Origin of the sequence: Paraburkholderia sp. JHI869 (genome assembly GCF_038900775.1) — a bacterium.
GTDB lineage: Bacteria > Pseudomonadota > Gammaproteobacteria > Burkholderiales > Burkholderiaceae > Paraburkholderia.
Genome location: NZ_JAYMSC010000013.1, coordinates 32,938 through 48,146, shown reverse-complemented (window position 1 = coordinate 48,146; position 15,209 = coordinate 32,938). Strand labels below are relative to the sequence as shown.

Here is a 15,209-nt window from a genome sequence, read left to right as displayed (position 1 = left end):
TGCTGCTCACACGGTGGCAGCCGCCGGCCGCACCGCCGCGCTCGGCGGCTGGCCGGTCTGCTGCCGCGAGCGGCCCGAACTCAGATAGTCGGCGATCGAATCCTGGGTGATCTCGCCCACGTAGGCGCCCTCGGCGTCGAGTACCGGCATCCACGAGGCGCGGAACTGGTACATCTTCGAGAGCACGATGCGCAGGTTGTCGTCCACGGAAACCGTGGCCGGGAAGGGCGTGATGCGATCGCCGCACACGCCTTCGGCCCCACGCGCGGCACGGCGCGCCACGAAGCCGAGCGCGTGCTGCGCGTCGTCGAGCACGGTGAGGTAGCGGCAATCGGCTTCGTCCATTGCGGCGAATGCGTGTGCGAGCGGCGTGTCCACACGCGCAGTTTCCGGCTGCGTGGCGGCGTCGCCCGCCTTCACGAGCAAGAGGCGCTTGAGCGTGCTGTCCTGGCCCACGAACTGCGCGACGAAATCGTCATGCGGGCGCGCGAGCAAGGTATCGGGGTGATCGTATTGCACGAGCTTGCCGCGCCGGAACACGGCAATGCGGTCGCCGAGTTTGATCGCCTCGTCGATATCGTGGCTCACCATGATGACGGTCTTCTTCAGTTGCCGCTGCATCTGGAAGAACTCGTTCTGAATGGTTTCGCGATTGATCGGGTCGACCGCGCCGAACGGCTCGTCCATGAGCAGCACGGGCGGGTCGGCGGCCAGCGCCCGAATCACGCCGATACGTTGCTGCTGTCCACCCGAAAGCTCACGCGGATAACGCTTCAAATACAGCTTCGGGTCGAGCGCGACCATCGACATCAGTTCCGCCGCGCGCTCGGCGCAGCGCTTCTTGTCCCATCCGAGCAGGCGCGGCACGACCGTGATGTTCTCCGCGATCGTCATGTTCGGAAAGAGGCCGATCTGCTGGATCACATAGCCGATGCGGCGGCGCAGATCCACTTCGTTCAGGCCCGTGGTGTCCTCGCCGTTGATCAGCACGCGGCCCGAGGTCGGCTCGATCAGCCGGTTGATCATCTTGAGCGTGGTGGTCTTGCCGCAGCCCGAAGGGCCGAGGAAAACACAGATCTCGCCTTCGGCCACCGAAAGGCTCACCGAATCGACGGCGCGCACGGCCTGGCCGTCTTTCTGCGTGAAGGTCTTTGTGAGTTGGTCGAGTTCGATCATGTCTTCTGTACTCCTTTCGGTGTCAATGCACGCTGCAGCATCTGCAACAACAGGTCGGCGACGATCGCGAGCACGCTCACGAGCACCGCGCCCACGAGCAGCTTCATCATGCTGCTCTGGCCAATGGCGCGAATGATCAGCGTGCCGAGTCCGCCCGCGCCGATCACGGCGGCAATCGTCATCACGCCAATGTTCATCACGACCGCCGTGCGCACGCCCGCGAGAATCACGGGCACGGCCAGCGGCAGATCGACGAGACGCAGACGCTGCCACGACGTCATGCCGATTCCTGTGCCCGCTTCCTTGATGCCCGCATCCACGTTGCGCAGCGCGAGGTACGTGTTGCGCATGATGGGCAGCAGCGAATAGAGAAACACGGCCGTGATGGCCGGCACCGCGCCAATGCCCTGCCCGAAGCGCGAGAACACGGGAATCATCAGGCCGAACAGCGCGATGGAGGGCAGCGTGAGGATGATGGTTGCAAGCCCTAGCAGCGGCGCCGCGAGCCAGTCGTGGCGGCTGATGAGCACGCCGAGCGGCACGCCCGCGATAATCGCGCAGCCCACGGCAATGCCCACGAGGTAGAGATGCTGGAGCGTGAGTTGCAGCAGTTCGGGCCAGCTCGAAGCGAGATAGTCGAATACGTTCATGCGGCCTCCTTCAAGGGAGCGAATGCGTGCGCAGGAAATCCGCCGCCACTTCCTGTGCGGACTTGCCGTCGAGATCGACGGCTTTGTTCATGTCCTGCATCACGTCGTTGTTGATGGAGGCGGAGAGCGCGTTGAGCTGCGCGGCCAGTTTGGGATTGCGCTCCAGCACTTCCTTTCGCACAATCGGCGTGGCGTTGTACGGCGGGAAGAAGTGCTTGTCGTCTTCGAGCGGCACGATGCCGAAGCCCTTCACGCGGCCATCCGTGGTGTAGACGAGCCCGATCTTCAACTGGTTGTTATGCAGCGCCGTGTAGACGAGGCCGGGGTCCATCTGCTTCATCTGCGAGCGGCGAAAGCTCATGTCGTAGGTGGCGAGCAGCGGCTTGAGGCCATCGGGGCGATTCGCGAACTCGGCGTCCATGCCGAACACGTAGCGCTTCGCGTTGGGATCGGTCTTCAATCTTTCAGCCAGCTGCGAGACGGTGGTGATGCCTGTTTCCTCGGCGAATTTGCTTGGCAGGCCTAACGCATAGGTGTCGTTGAGCGGAGAGGCGTTCAGCCACACGAGGCCGCGCGGCGCATCGAGCGCCTTCACGCGTTCATACATGGCCTCTGGCGAAAGCTTTTCGGTGAGCTTGTCATAGACGAGCGCCGCCGTGCCCGTGTAATCCCACACGAGGTCGAACTGGCCGTTCTCCAGCGCGCTGCGCATGAGCGTGCTGCCAAGGCCCGAACGTACCTCCACGGTATAGCCGCGCGAACGCAGGTATTGCGCCGTGACTTCGGCAAGCACGTATTGCTCGGTGAAGTTTTTCGCACCCAGCACGAGCTTGGGTTGCGCGAAAGCGGGCGTGGCAGCGGCCACGAGCACGGTGCCGACAATGCACGTGCGAACGAAGCGGCGCAGGTACTGGAAGGGTGAGACGAGCATCATGCGAGCCCTCCGTGACGCGAGAGCCACTGATGGCTGCCGGCGGCGACCACGCCGTCCAGCACGAGCGCGAGCGCGGCCGTGAACGCGGCGCCGAGCAGCAGCAAGGGCTGATCGTTCAGATAGATGCCGGGGAAAATGAGCGAACCGAGACTGTCGGCGCCGATCAGATAAGCGAGCGGCGCAGTGCCCACGTTGATGGCGAGCGCAGTGCGCACGCCACCGACGATGATGGGCAGCGCATTGGGCAATTCCACGCGCGTGAGCGACTGCCAGCCCGTCATGCCGATGCCGCGCGCCGCTTCGAGCAGCGCGCCTGGCACGTTCTTCACGCCTTCATAGGTGTTGCGCGTGATGGGCAGGAGCGACGCAAGAAAGAGCGCGACGATCGCGGGAATGTCGCCGATGCCGAACACGCTGAGCGCAATGGCGAGCACGGCGAGCGACGGAATCGTGTTGCCCACGTTGAAGATCTGCATGAAGCGTTCGGCCTGGCGTGCGAAGCGCGGCCGGCTGAGCAGCACGCCAGCGGGTACGCCGACCATGATGGCGAGCGCCATCGAATAACCAACGAGCAGCAGGTGCCGCTCAGTGTAGTAAGCGAGGTCGCCTGCGTGGCTATGCCACGTATCGGCGCCGATAGCGCGTGAGAGTGCCCACGCAATGACGGCAAGGGCGATCAGGCTGCCCGCGAGCAGGGCAGAGCGTCGAGTCATGAAGATACGCCTCCTTGTTTGTGTGCCGCGCGGCGCAACGCTGCGCAACGGGGACGCGCATGAAGTGGCTCATGGCGCCGCGAAGGAAGTTCGTGATCCCGGCATGGCCGCGATTGGAACCAAAGAAAGACTGCGGACGAAAACCAGTCCGCCCGCGCACAGGCTGTGTGGCGGCAGTCGCATGAACGCGCATATCGCGTTCTTCTGGTTGTAATGTCAGCTCAACGGCGCCGAGCAGATCGATGCGCGCTGGAGCAGGAAACCGCCTGATGACGGCATGGATGCGAGGGCATTGAGCCGCTACGCGAGGGCCGGAGGCCCGTTTGAATGGCGCTTTCGACACAGCGGTCCATTAGCCTGGACCTTGTGTCTCGATGCGCACGAGAACGACTTCGTTGTGATCGAAACGAGATCAGTATAGATCATTCGATTAGGTGCGTCTACCTTGGGGAGCGATCGCGGCTTGGCACATAACACGCGTGCTTGCATTCGATAAGTCATTTCGGGAAATTAATCAGGTATCCAGATGAAGTTATTTCGGTAGCATTTCCCGTTTTCTAAAGGTGGCAGAAAAGTCATGTACAGGTACGCATTTTCTGCGCGGTGGCAACCAGCAAGCGGCATTCCCGGCGGTCAGTGCTGGGCGGGACGGAAGAATATTCCGCTCTTTGGCCTCTCTTAAGATTCGCTTAAGAAAGGCCCTTTATTTTGGAGCGCTTCGCATCATCGATGTTCGCCGGTTGAACAAAGCGGCCATCGATCTCACTTCCGAATTCACTTCGAGAAGCGCGGCGCTCGCTCGCGTTTTTCTGCACTGCAATCCGTCATTCGATTCATGGCTTTTCGTGCAATAGCGGCCTCCCCGGGCTTCGCCGGGAAACTCATCGTTGTGTCCGCAATCGGTTTGACGAGTGCCGCATGGCTCGCGCATAAACACGCGGACGTCGCCGCCGACGATCCGCTTGCCGACGCGGCAACGGTGACGTCCGCGGCGCCAACGCAGGAATCGGCGTCGCAAGCGGTAGCCAGCGCGGCGCCTGCGAGCGAAAGCGCGCCGGCGTTTCGCGTGGAGACCGCCGTGGTCGAGCACAGCTTCTCGGAGGCGGCCCAGCGCCTCGGCGTGGATGCGGCGACGACGGCCAGGCTCGCGCGCGCATTTTCGGGCCGGCTCGATTTCCGGCGCGATCTGCAACGCGGCAGCGAAGTCCGCTTCGTGTTTCGCAACGACGCGAGCGACACCAACGATTCAACCGATGGGAGCGCTGCGAATGCCGGCGCAACACAGGCCACGCCGTCTTCCAGCGACACGCCTGTCGCGATCCGCATCTCGAACGGCAACGTCTCGCACGATCTCTTTCTCTATCGGAACCTCGCGGGCAAGGCGTTCTATTATTCCGCGGACGGTCATGCGGCCGCGCCGTCGTTCTTGCGCTATCCCGTGCAGTTCACGCGCGTGTCTTCGCATTTCTCGCTGCGACGGCTCGATCCCGTCACGCACCGCGTGCAGCCTCACGAAGGCGTCGATCTCGCGGCGCCGGTGGGCACGCCCGTTCATGCGACGGCGCGCGGCACGGTGATGTTCGCCGGCTGGCAAACGGGCTATGGGAAAGTCGTGAAGCTCGCAAACTTCGGCCCTTACTCGACGACCTTCGCGCATCTCTCGCGCTTTGCGAAGCATTTGAAGGTTGGCCAGACAGTGAGCAAAGGGCAGGTGATCGGCTACGTGGGCGCGACGGGCTGGGCGACCGGTCCGCATCTGCACTATGAGGTGCACGTGGATCAGGTCGCGCAGGATCCGCTGACCGTCGACTTACCGCACCGCGATCCGCTGCAAGGCGAAGACAAGCACCGCTTCGCACAGCAAGTCGCGCTGATCGACCCGCTGCTTTAAGCGCAACGCTCGAAAGCCCGCCGCAAGCAAGCACTTGAGGGCCCGCGGCGGCCCGCCCGGGCGCGTGCTGCGCCGCATGCACGATTTGCCGATTTTCGATAACACGTCGATTAATGACCCAATAGCATGGTTTCACTCAACCGTTGCGGCCACGGCCGGCCGCACGGGCCACCCAGAGGGAGAAAACCATGCAAAGCGAGTCGAACGCCCGCCCCGCTGCAGTTGGCATATCAGTTGGCAAGGCAGGCGCACCTGCGCTCAATCAGACGCTCGGCACGTGGCAGTTGTGGGGCATTGCAGTCGGCCTCGTGATCTCGGGCGAGTATTTCGGCTGGAGCTACGGCTGGGCCAGCGCGGGCACCCTCGGCTTCGTCGTCACGGCGCTGTTCGTCGCGGCGATGTACACCACGTTCATCTTCAGCTTCACCGAACTCACCACCTCCATTCCGCACGCTGGCGGTCCTTTCGCCTATGCACGCCGCGCGTTCGGCCCAACCGGCGGTTATCTGGCGGGGGCGGCCACGCTCGTGGAATTCGTGTTCGCGCCGCCCGCCATCGCGCTCGCGATCGGCGCGTACCTGCACGTGCAGTTCCCCGGGCTCGAACCCAAACACGCGGCCATGGGCGCGTATCTCGTGTTCATGGCGCTCAATATCGTGGGCGTGCAGATCGCCGCGACCTTCGAACTGATCGTCACGCTGCTCGCCATCTTCGAGTTGCTCGTGTTCATGGGCGTGGTGTCGCCGGGTTTCGCCTGGACGAACTTCATGAAGGGCGGCTGGTCGGGTAACGATCACTTCTCGCTGGGTTCGTTTCATGGCATGTTCGCCGCGATTCCGTTCGCCATCTGGTTCTTCCTCGCGATCGAAGGCGTCGCCATGGCCGCCGAGGAAGCGAAGAACCCGCGCCGCTCGATTCCCATCGCCTATGTGGCCGGCATTCTCACGCTCGTGGCGCTTGCCGTGGGCGTCATGGTGTTCGCGGGCGGCGCCGGCGACTGGACCAAGCTCTCCAATATCAACGATCCGCTGCCGCAAGCGATGAAGTTCATCGTGGGCGAGCACAGCGGCTGGATGCACATGCTCGTCTGGCTCGGCCTGTTTGGTCTCGTGGCTTCGTTTCACGGCATCATCCTCGGCTATTCGCGGCAAATCTTCGCGCTGGCCCGCGAAGGCTATCTGCCGGGTTGGCTCGCGAAGATCCATCCGCGCTTCAAGACGCCGTATCGCGCGATTCTCGCGGGCGGGGTGGTGGGCATCGCCGCGATCTATAGCGACGAGCTGATCCAGTTCGGCGGCCAGACGCTCACGGCCAACATCGTCACGATGTCGGTGTTCGGCGCGATCGTGATGTACATTGTCAGCATGGCGGCGCTCTTCAAGCTGCGCCGCGTGCAGCCGGCCATGGACCGGCCGTTCCGTGCGCCGCTATACCCGTATTTCCCGGCGTTCGCGCTTGTGGCCGCACTCGTTTGCCTCGGCACGATGGTGTATTTCAATGCGCTGGTAGCGGGCGTGTTCGTGGTGTTTCTCGCGCTCGGCTACGCGTATTTCCTCGCCACGCGCACGCAGCGCGAGGTGGTGTCCGCCGAGGGGCTGCTCGAGGAATGAGCTTCTAGTTTTGCAGGAGTCCAACGCATGAACTATACGGAGACAATCGGCGCGCGCACCTACCGCTTTGCGGACCTCAAGACGCTGCTCGCCAAAGCCAGCCCGCTGCGCTCCGGCGACCAGCTCGCAGGCGTGGCGGCGGCGAGCGAAGAGGAGCGCGTGGCCGCGAAAATGGCGCTCGCCGCGGTGCCGCTCAAGGCGTTTCTCTCGGAAGCGCTCGTGCCTTATGAAGACGACGAGGTCACGCGTCTCATCGTCGACGATCACGACGCGACGGCGTTCGCGGCCGTAGCGCACCTCACGGTGGGCGACTTTCGCGACTGGCTCCTTTCCGGCGCGGCCAATACGGAAGCGCTCGAACGCCTGGCGCCGGGCCTCACGCCCGAGATGGTCGCGGCGGTGTCGAAGCTCATGCGCAATCAGGACCTGATCGCGGTGGCGAAGAAGCGCCCTGTGGTCACCCGTTTTCGCAACACGGTGGGCTTGCCGGGCCGCATGTCGGTGCGCTTGCAGCCGAACCATCCCACCGACGACGTGAAGGGCATCGCCGCGTCGATGCTCGACGGCCTGATGTACGGCTGCGGCGACGCGATGATCGGCATCAATCCCGCAACAGACAGCCTGGCGGCCATCGTGAAGCTGCTCGCGATGATCGACGGGTTTCGCGAGCGCTACCGCGTGCCCACGCAGTCCTGCGTGCTCACGCATGTGACCAACACGATAGCGGCAATCGAAAAGGGTGCGCCGGTCGATCTCGTGTTCCAGTCGATCGCGGGCACCGAGAAGGCGAACGCGAGCTTCGGCATTTCGCTCGCGCTCTTGAAAGAGGCGCGCGAGGCAGCGCTCTCGCTCAAGCGCGGGACGGTCGGCAACAACCTCATGTACTTCGAGACGGGGCAGGGAAGCGCGCTCTCGGCGAACGCGCATTACGGCGTGGACCAGCAAACCTGTGAGGTGCGCGCCTATGCGGTCGCACGCAAGTTCGAGCCGTTTCTCGTCAATACGGTGGTCGGTTTCATCGGTCCCGAGTATTTGTACGATGGAAAGCAGATCATTCGCGCGGGCCTCGAAGATCACTTCTGCGGCAAGCTGCTGGGCGTGCCCATGGGTTGCGACATCTGCTATACGAACCACGCCGAAGCCGACCAGGACGACATGGACACGCTGCTCACGCTGCTCGGCGCGGCTGGCATCAACTTCATCATGGGCATTCCGGGCGCGGACGACGTGATGCTCAACTATCAGAGCACCTCGTTTCACGACGCGCTTTACGTGCGCGACCTGCTTGGCCTGCGCCGCGCGCCGGAGTTCGAGGAGTGGCTGGAGACCATGGAGATCGTCGACGCCAAAGGCGCGCTCCTGCCCGGTTCCGCGCGTGTGCCGCTGCTCGCGGGCGCGCACGAATGGATGGGGATCGACGCATGAGCGACGCCGTCGAAAAGAACCCCTGGGGCGGTCTCAAGGCGTTCACGAACGCGCGCATTGCGCTCGGTCGTGCGGGCAACGGCTTGCCCACAGCGCCGCTGCTCGCGTTCAATCTCTCGCACGCGCAGGCGCGCGACGCCGTGCATCATCCGCTCGACGCCGAAGCGTTGCGGCGCACGCTCGAAGCCGAGGGGTTCGCGACGCTCGGCGTGGACAGCGCGGCGCCAGACAGGCAGCACTATCTGCGTCGGCCTGATTTGGGGCGGCGTTTGTCGGAGGAGAGCCGGGCCGCGTTGGTCGAGGCGGCGAGTTTGTCCGCTGCTGCGCATGGCGAGCCGCCCGAAGTCGTGTTCGTGATCGGCGACGGCCTTTCGGCGATCGCCGCGGCGAAGCAGGCCGCGCCGCTGCTCCTTGCCGTGCGCGCACGCCTGGCGGGCTGGCGTATCGGCCCCGTGGTGGTCGCGCGCCAGGCACGCGTGGCGCTCGGCGACGAAATTGGCGAGCTGCTAGGCGCGAAGCTCGTGGCGATGCTGATCGGCGAGCGGCCTGGGCTTAGCTCGCCAGATAGCCTCGGCGTCTATCTCACCTACGCGCCGAAGGTGGGCTGCCATGACGCGCAGCGCAACTGCATTTCGAACGTGCGGCCCGAGGGGTTGCCTTATGAAGCAGCCGCGCACAAGCTCCATTACCTCCTTACCCATGCGCGGCGGCTCGGGCTGACCGGCGTCGGACTGAAGGACGACAGCGACGCGACGCTGCCCGGCGCTGCGGTCGCTGGGCAGATCCCATCTGCTTGAGGGGCCACACGTCCGGGCGCCTGCTTCTTCCGGCACAGCAGGGGCGGTGCACCGCGGCGGTGCGCTCGCCTGTGCAGCGATTGAGCACCCCGCTCACCGCCATTGCGCCGCGGTGGAGCAACGCGCCGCCCAGCTTGGCCATTCGGCGTACTGTTCTCGCTGGCGCGACTCTTGCATGATTCGACAATCGATTGAAGCAAGCGCGTGCTGGGAGGCAGCCATGAACGAAACCGCAGAGCGAGCCGAAGCCACGGCAGGGCAAACACAATGCAACGCGCCGGGCGCACGCACCGTGGTCAGCGTGGCGCACGACGCCGACGAGCAGGCGCGCAACCTCGTGGGCTGGCGCCAGACCTACGATCAGCTCGCAGCGGGCCGCTTTGTCGGCACGCTCACGGAACTGCCGCTCGACACCATGAAGGTATTTCGCGAGACCACGAGCCACACGCTGCGCCAGGCGTGCGAGGTGCGAGGCGACGCCTGGTGGTTCGGCATACCGGTGGCGCATGACGGCGCGGCGCGTATCGACGCGCGGCCCATCGGCGCGCAGGCGTTTGCGCTGCGACCGGGCAACGTCGAATTCGAACTGCTCACGCCGGCGCATTTTTCGATCTACGGTGTGGTGGTGCACGGCGACGTGCTGCGCCACTATGCGGCCTCGGTCGAGCACACGGCGCTTGAAGAACGTCTCCCGAGTGCGCCCATCGTGCAGTCCGGCGCGGCGCGTATCGAACGTCTTTGCACTTTGCTCGCGCGGTGTCTCGACGACGATGGCCCTGCACATGAGCATGGGCCGAACACACCGCTTTCGGATGGCGAGCGCAATGAATTGCAGGCGGAAGTGCTCGCCGCGCTGTTCGACGCCTGCGCGGGCAGCGGCGATGCGGTTGCCGAGCCTGCATCGCGGCGCCGCCGGGTCGTCGCGCAGGCGCGTGACTACGTGCTCGCGCATCGCGCGCGGCCGGTCGGTGTGCCGGAGCTTTGCGAGCAGTTGCACGTGAGCCGGCGCACGCTCCAGTACTGCTTTCAGGATGTGCTTGGCATGGCGCCCGCCACCTACCTGCGCGCGCTGCGCTTGAACGGCGCGCGGCGCGACTTGTGCGGGCGCGCCGCGGGTTCGGTGCAGGACGTTGCTGCCGCCTGGGGCTTCTGGCATCTGAGCCAGTTCGCTACCGACTACCGGCGCATGTTCGGCATGCGGCCCTCGGAGGCGTTGCGCGCGGCGGGAACGCCTTGAATACACGGGCGAGAATATGAATCCATGCACGATCGACGATAGAGGGAACGTTCTTCGCTACTTCGATTTATATTCCGGCACGAGCACCTTCGCCCCGCTCCTCTTTATTCATGGTTTGGGATGTGCCTCAAGCAGCGATTATCCAACGGTAGTCGGCTCAGACTCATACTCGAAAGGCAGATCGCTCCTCATCGATCTTATGGGAGCGGGATTCAGCGACAAACCCGAGGACGGAAAATATACTTCGGATGCCCAGGCGAATGTCCTGTCGAACTTCGCAATCGGCGAGCGCTTCACACAGGTCAATCTCTTCGGCCATAGCGCCGGAGCCTTTATCGCATTGAAGTTGGCAAAATGCCTGTCGATACAGGTGCGCACGCTGATCTTATGTGCGCCCGGTCTGAACGATTACGGCACCGCCATGTTGTCGGAAATAACGTCGATGACCGAAGCGCAATTCGTGAGCGCTGGCTTTTCGCAGTTATTGGCGCAATTGAAAGCCGCGGGCGGCAACGACGCCTGGCTGGGCCCATTTTCCGTCGCTTCGCCTTATGCAATTTACCAATGGGCAAGATCCGCCCTGGACGATAACGCGCAAAACTGGCTCGAAGACCTCGCGAGGCTGAATTCCACAAAAGGCGTAATTCTTCCGGATACCGCGACAAGCGACGAAATTACCAGATTCGAGCAAGCCGGCTGCACCGTTGAACTCGTTGCCAACACCGAGCACATGATGGCGTACGACAATCCGGATGGTCTGGCGCTCGCGATCAGCAATCTTCTCAAACTGGACGCTTGACGAACCGGCTGCGTTTGAACGCCCTGCCAGGTTATTGGCTCACCAGTTGCTTGTGATAGAACGTGGTGCCGCACAGCGCGCCGTCCGGCATCAGCGCGTAATTCGGCACGGCGCCCACGCGCTCCCATCCCGCGCGCGAGTAAAGCCGCTCGGCCGCGCCGCCCGTTACGGTATCGAGCACGAGCACCGATTTCCCGGCTTCCTTTGCAGCCTCCTCGATCGCCTGCATGAGGCGCAACCCCACACCGCGCCCGTGCGCGGCGCGGTGCACCAGCACCTTGGCGACATCGGCGCGATGCGGCTGGTTTTCCGGTTGCGCCGTCACGAACTGCGCCGTCCCCACAATGCGCTGCTGCGTGTCTTCGGCCGCGAGCAGAATGCGTTCGCCGCGCGCTACGCCTTGCGCCACCCCGCGCCAGAACGCGAGCGCCGTTTCGCGCGAAATCGGCAGCATGAAGCTCACCGAGGCGCCGCCCTCTACGCAGTCGATGAGCACGTCCGCGAGCGCGGGCGCGCAAGCTTGCGCCTGTTCGGCGGTGAGGCGGCGTACCTTAATAGCTTCGCTCATGTGAATTCGAACCCAGTCAGTTAGTGGTCCTGCAGAGTGCGACGACGTAGCGCGCCGGTTCACTCGTGGGATTGCGATAAACGATTGGGCAGTCGAGTCGCATCGCAAGGCAGTCGCCGGTTTCGAGCCGCCACAGGCGCTCGCCAACCGTCATTTCCATCGTGCCTTCCATGACCCAGACCTGTTGATAGATTTCCGCGTCGCGCAGGCTCGTGTCGTAGGCCACGCGCTGGCCGGGCGGAAAGTGCACTTCCACGAACTGAATGGGCGACCACGCAGGCGGCGAGAGATTGCGCCGCACGTAGCCCGATTCGGGATCGGTCCAAACGGCTTGATCGCGCGCCGCGGCGTGCGGGGAGGGGGACTGCCGTGCATCGTCGCCCGGCGCCTCGAAGAGCGAGGCAAGCGCGACACCGAGCGCCGTGGCGAGCTTGTCGAGCACGACGGCCGTGGGGCTGCTTTCCCCGCGTTCGATGAGAGAGATGTTCGAGCGGCTTACCGAACTGCGCTCGGCCAGCGCTTCGAGTGACCAGCCTTTGGCGTCGCGCAGTTCGCGAAGGCGGCGAGCGATGTTGGTGTGGATATCCATGCCATCCAGTTTAATGGATATTAATGTCCATTAAATTGGATTTCGTCAGTCCGCGTATAAAAGTTTATGCGCATCAAGTTTGTCGCAGGCGTGCGACACATGATGCCGCCCTGTTATTCCTGTTAGTCGACTCGCAAACGTTTGCGGAATCTTGCCCGGTTAAAACCTTGATTTCCGTCAATTGGCGGCCTCCGGCCCACTGTTAGTTTCCCGCTATCTCACAAAGACAACGCAGTGCGGTTCGGGGCGCAAGATGCAACACCACACGCTGGACCTGGAAATCGGGCAGCTTCTTTCAGGGCCGCCGCTTGCCTGCGGGCCCGACGTGCCGATTCGCGAAGCGGCGCGCATGATGAGCGAACGGCGCTATAGCGCCATCGTGATTACCGAAATGGGCCGGCCCGTCGGCATCTGGACCGAGCACGACGCGCTCGCGCTGGGTGAAGACGCCGCCGCGCTTGCGCTGCCCATTCGCCATGCGATGAGCCATCCGGTGCGCGCGCTGCCAGCGAGCACGCGTCTGCGCGACGCCGCGCTGCGCTTCAAGCGCGAAGGCATCCGCCATTGTCTCGTGGTGGATCAGTCGGGCCGCTCGCTCGGCATCGTCACGCAAACCGACCTTGTGATGAACCAGGGGCTCGAGTGCTTTCTGCGGCTGAAGACGGTCGGCTCGGTCAACGCGGCGATGCCGCTCGTGGTCGACTCCCGCATGGCCATGCACGAGGCCATGCAGCGCATGCGTGTGCGGCGGCTGAGCGCAATTGTCGTGAGCTATCCCGAAGGCGACTACGGCATCGTGACGGAGCGCGACGTGGTGCGCCTCGCGGCTGCGAGCGCGCTCGGCGGCACGGTCGGCGCGCGCGCGAGCCGGCCGCTGCGCTCGCTCGCGCATACGCAGAGCCTCTATGCGGCGCGCCAATACCTCCTCGAACACCGCATGCGCCACGTGGGCGTGATCGGCGAAGACGGCACGCTCGCGGGCCTGCTCGACCTCTCGCATATCCTGCACGACATCGAGGACGGTTTCGTGCGCGAACTGCAGATGGCGCTGCGCGAGCGCGACGACGCGCTGCTCGCCTCGCGCGCGAACCTGCGCCTTGCGGATCAGGTGGTGGAGTCGACGCTCGACGGCGTGATGATCACCGACCTGGATGGCACGATCGAGCGCGTGAATCCCGCTTTTACGCGGCTCACGGGCTATACCGAGCACGAGGCGCTAGGGCGCAACGCGAGCCTGCTCAACTCGGGCCGTCAGGGGCCGGCGTTCTACAGCGCGCTCTGGCGCGGCCTTCAACAAAACGGCCACTGGAAAGGCGAAATCTGGAACCGCCGCAAGGACGGCGCGCTTTACCTGGAATACCTGACGATTTCCAGCATCTGCGACCCGAGCGGCCGCTGCACGCACTACGCCGCAATTTTCGCGGACATCACGCAGCGCCGCGAGACCGAGGAGCGCCTGAGCTACCTCGCCACGCACGATGCCTTGACGGGCCTGCCCAATCGCACGCTGTTCACCGAGCGCCTCACGCTCTCGCTCGCGCGTGCACGACGGTCCGGCAAACGCGTCGCCGTGATGTTCCTCGACCTCGACCGCTTCAAGCTCATCAACGACACGATGGGCCACGGCGTGGGCGACGAGGCGCTCACCGTGATCGCTACACGCCTGCGCGAAGCGGTGCGCGAAACCGATACCGTGGCGCGCCTGGGCGGCGACGAGTTCACGCTGCTGATCGAGGATATCGAAGACATTCGCCATGTTGGCCAGATCGCCCAGGGGCTGCTTGCGCGAGTGGGCGCCGCGATGCACATTGGCGAGCAGCTGCTGTTCGTCACGCCGAGCATCGGCATCAGCATGTATCCGGACGACGCGCGCGATCCGCGGCAACTGCTCATGCAGGCCGATCGCGCGATGTACGAGGCCAAGGACGCGGGCAAGAACAACTTCCGCTTCTTCGCCGCGCCGATGACGTCGTCGGCCATGGAGCGCATCGTGCTCGAAAGCGAGCTTCACCATGCGCTGGAGGCCGGCGAACTCGTGCTCCACTATCAGCCCGAATTCGATGTGGCGAGCGGCGCGCTCGTCAATATCGAGGCGCTCGTGCGCTGGCAGCACCCGCGCCGCGGCCTCGTGCCGCCCGACCAGTTCATCCCGATTGCCGAGGAATCCTCATTGATCGTGCCGCTCGGCGCGTGGGTCTTGCGAGAGGCCTGCCGGCAGGCGCGCGAGTGGCTGGACGAGGGCTTCGACTTCGGCCGCATCAGCGTGAATCTTTCGGCGCGGCAATGTCTGCACGACGGTTTCCTGCATCAGCTTACGACCATCCTCAGCGAAACGGGCCTGCCCGCGACGCGCCTGCAGCTCGAACTCGTGGAGAGCATGGCGATGACGTCGGGCAGAGGCGGCATCGAGGCGTTGCTGCAGGAACTCGCGGCACGCGGCATCAGCCTCGCGATCGACGACTTCGGCACGGGCTATTCGTCGTTCAAGTATTTGCAGTCCTTGCCGGTCGACACGCTCAAAGTGGATCGCTCCTTCCTCGCGGACATGACCGAGCCTGGGCCGGACACGTCGCCGCGCGTGAAGAAAAGCGCTGCCCGCGACCGCTCGATCGTGCGCGCGATCGTCGCGATGGCGCGCTCGCTCGGTGTCACGGTGGTGGCCGAGGGCGTCGAGACGCCGCGGCAACTCGAGTTCCTGCGCGAGATCGGCTGCGACCGCGCACAAGGTTTCCTGCTAGCGCGTCCCGCGCCGGCGGAGTTGATGCCGCGCGCGCTCGAAGCGTGCGTGGCCGGCTGAAGACCGCTCTTTCCCCTTTGGCC

General features: G+C 64.3%; 14 protein-coding genes. 8 read left to right on the top strand and 6 right to left on the bottom strand.

Annotated elements, in window-relative coordinates:
• Nucleotides 1–6 precede the first annotated feature (6 nt).
• From VSR72_RS22165 to VSR72_RS22150, 4 genes are read right to left on the bottom strand one after another with little or no spacing between them, the layout of a single operon-like run.
• A complete protein-coding gene (locus tag VSR72_RS22165) occupies nt 7–1,176 on the bottom strand; it encodes an ABC transporter ATP-binding protein (protein ID WP_342954476.1) in 1,170 nt (389 codons plus the stop codon).
• Nucleotides 1,173–1,826, bottom strand: a complete 654-nt coding sequence (locus VSR72_RS22160; protein WP_069265903.1) for an ABC transporter permease — start codon at nt 1,824–1,826, stop codon at nt 1,173–1,175. Before VSR72_RS22160 ends, VSR72_RS22165 begins: the two co-directional genes overlap by 4 nt.
• 10 nt (nt 1,827–1,836) lie before the next feature.
• The gene (locus tag VSR72_RS22155; RefSeq protein WP_342954475.1) at nt 1,837–2,760 is read right to left on the bottom strand and encodes a glycine betaine ABC transporter substrate-binding protein; all 924 of its coding nucleotides are present in this window, start codon (nt 2,758–2,760) and stop codon (nt 1,837–1,839) included.
• The gene (locus tag VSR72_RS22150; protein WP_342954474.1) at nt 2,757–3,473 is read right to left on the bottom strand and encodes an ABC transporter permease; all 717 of its coding nucleotides are present in this window, start codon (nt 3,471–3,473) and stop codon (nt 2,757–2,759) included. The genes VSR72_RS22155 and VSR72_RS22150 overlap by 4 nt, the downstream gene beginning before the upstream one ends.
• Between VSR72_RS22150 and VSR72_RS22145 the strand changes: the two genes are divergently transcribed.
• The 7 genes from VSR72_RS22145 (at nt 3,472) to VSR72_RS22115 (ending at nt 11,232) form a co-directional block, all read left to right on the top strand.
• Nucleotides 3,472–3,687, top strand: a complete 216-nt coding sequence (locus VSR72_RS22145) for a hypothetical protein (RefSeq protein WP_342954473.1) — start codon at nt 3,472–3,474, stop codon at nt 3,685–3,687. The genes VSR72_RS22150 and VSR72_RS22145 overlap by 2 nt on opposite strands.
• Before the next feature lie 675 nt (nt 3,688–4,362).
• Nucleotides 4,363–5,364 carry a peptidoglycan DD-metalloendopeptidase family protein gene (locus VSR72_RS22140; RefSeq protein WP_342954472.1) on the top strand — a complete coding sequence of 334 codons (1,002 nt, stop codon included), beginning with the start codon at nt 4,363–4,365 and terminating at the stop codon, nt 5,362–5,364.
• 188 nt (nt 5,365–5,552) lie between these two features.
• On the top strand, nt 5,553–6,974 hold the full coding sequence (gene eat, locus VSR72_RS22135; RefSeq protein ID WP_342954471.1) for an ethanolamine permease: 1,422 nt from the start codon (nt 5,553–5,555) through the stop codon (nt 6,972–6,974).
• A 27-nt stretch (nt 6,975–7,001) separates the two neighbouring features.
• Nucleotides 7,002–8,399 carry an ethanolamine ammonia-lyase subunit EutB gene (locus VSR72_RS22130; protein WP_342954470.1) on the top strand — a complete coding sequence of 466 codons (1,398 nt, stop codon included), beginning with the start codon at nt 7,002–7,004 and terminating at the stop codon, nt 8,397–8,399.
• The gene (gene eutC / locus VSR72_RS22125; protein WP_342954469.1) at nt 8,396–9,196 is read left to right on the top strand and encodes an ethanolamine ammonia-lyase subunit EutC; all 801 of its coding nucleotides are present in this window, start codon (nt 8,396–8,398) and stop codon (nt 9,194–9,196) included. The genes VSR72_RS22130 and eutC overlap by 4 nt, the downstream gene beginning before the upstream one ends.
• Nucleotides 9,197–9,416: 220 nt before the next feature.
• Complete coding sequence (locus VSR72_RS22120; protein ID WP_342954468.1) at nt 9,417–10,433, top strand: helix-turn-helix domain-containing protein; 1,017 nt, start codon at nt 9,417–9,419, stop codon at nt 10,431–10,433.
• Between the two features lie 16 nt (nt 10,434–10,449).
• The gene (locus VSR72_RS22115; protein ID WP_342954467.1) at nt 10,450–11,232 is read left to right on the top strand and encodes an alpha/beta hydrolase; all 783 of its coding nucleotides are present in this window, start codon (nt 10,450–10,452) and stop codon (nt 11,230–11,232) included.
• Nucleotides 11,233–11,263: 31 nt separating this feature from the next.
• Here the strand turns inward: VSR72_RS22115 and VSR72_RS22110 are convergent, their stop codons facing one another.
• Both VSR72_RS22110 and VSR72_RS22105 read right to left on the bottom strand, forming a co-directional pair.
• Nucleotides 11,264–11,800, bottom strand: coding sequence for a GNAT family N-acetyltransferase (locus VSR72_RS22110; protein WP_342954466.1), 537 nt, complete (start codon nt 11,798–11,800; stop codon nt 11,264–11,266).
• A gap of 16 nt (nt 11,801–11,816) precedes the next feature.
• Complete coding sequence (locus VSR72_RS22105; protein WP_342954465.1) at nt 11,817–12,389, bottom strand: XRE family transcriptional regulator; 573 nt, start codon at nt 12,387–12,389, stop codon at nt 11,817–11,819.
• A 253-nt stretch (nt 12,390–12,642) separates the two neighbouring features.
• Between VSR72_RS22105 and VSR72_RS22100 the strand changes: the two genes are divergently transcribed.
• Complete coding sequence (locus VSR72_RS22100; RefSeq protein WP_342954464.1) at nt 12,643–15,186, top strand: EAL domain-containing protein; 2,544 nt, start codon at nt 12,643–12,645, stop codon at nt 15,184–15,186.
• Nucleotides 15,187–15,209 lie beyond the last annotated feature (23 nt).

Excerpts from the sequence above, each read along its gene's own strand:
- eat (WP_342954471.1), top strand. The coding sequence starts at position 5,553 with ATGCAAAGCGAGTCGAACGCCCGCCCCGCTGCAGTTGGCATATCAGTT.
- VSR72_RS22150 (WP_342954474.1), bottom strand. The coding sequence starts at position 3,473 with ATGACTCGACGCTCTGCCCTGCTCGCGGGCAGCCTGATCGCCCTTGCC.
- eutC (WP_342954469.1), top strand. The coding sequence starts at position 8,396 with ATGAGCGACGCCGTCGAAAAGAACCCCTGGGGCGGTCTCAAGGCGTTC.
- VSR72_RS22100 (WP_342954464.1), top strand. The coding sequence starts at position 12,643 with ATGCAACACCACACGCTGGACCTGGAAATCGGGCAGCTTCTTTCAGGG.
- VSR72_RS22120 (WP_342954468.1), top strand. The coding sequence starts at position 9,417 with ATGAACGAAACCGCAGAGCGAGCCGAAGCCACGGCAGGGCAAACACAA.
- VSR72_RS22115 (WP_342954467.1), top strand. The coding sequence starts at position 10,450 with ATGAATCCATGCACGATCGACGATAGAGGGAACGTTCTTCGCTACTTC.
- VSR72_RS22160 (WP_069265903.1), bottom strand. The coding sequence starts at position 1,826 with ATGAACGTATTCGACTATCTCGCTTCGAGCTGGCCCGAACTGCTGCAA.
- VSR72_RS22130 (WP_342954470.1), top strand. The coding sequence starts at position 7,002 with ATGAACTATACGGAGACAATCGGCGCGCGCACCTACCGCTTTGCGGAC.
- VSR72_RS22165 (WP_342954476.1), bottom strand. The coding sequence starts at position 1,176 with ATGATCGAACTCGACCAACTCACAAAGACCTTCACGCAGAAAGACGGC.
- VSR72_RS22110 (WP_342954466.1), bottom strand. The coding sequence starts at position 11,800 with ATGAGCGAAGCTATTAAGGTACGCCGCCTCACCGCCGAACAGGCGCAA.
- VSR72_RS22155 (WP_342954475.1), bottom strand. The coding sequence starts at position 2,760 with ATGATGCTCGTCTCACCCTTCCAGTACCTGCGCCGCTTCGTTCGCACG.
- VSR72_RS22105 (WP_342954465.1), bottom strand. The coding sequence starts at position 12,389 with ATGGATATCCACACCAACATCGCTCGCCGCCTTCGCGAACTGCGCGAC.
- VSR72_RS22145 (WP_342954473.1), top strand. The coding sequence starts at position 3,472 with ATGAAGATACGCCTCCTTGTTTGTGTGCCGCGCGGCGCAACGCTGCGC.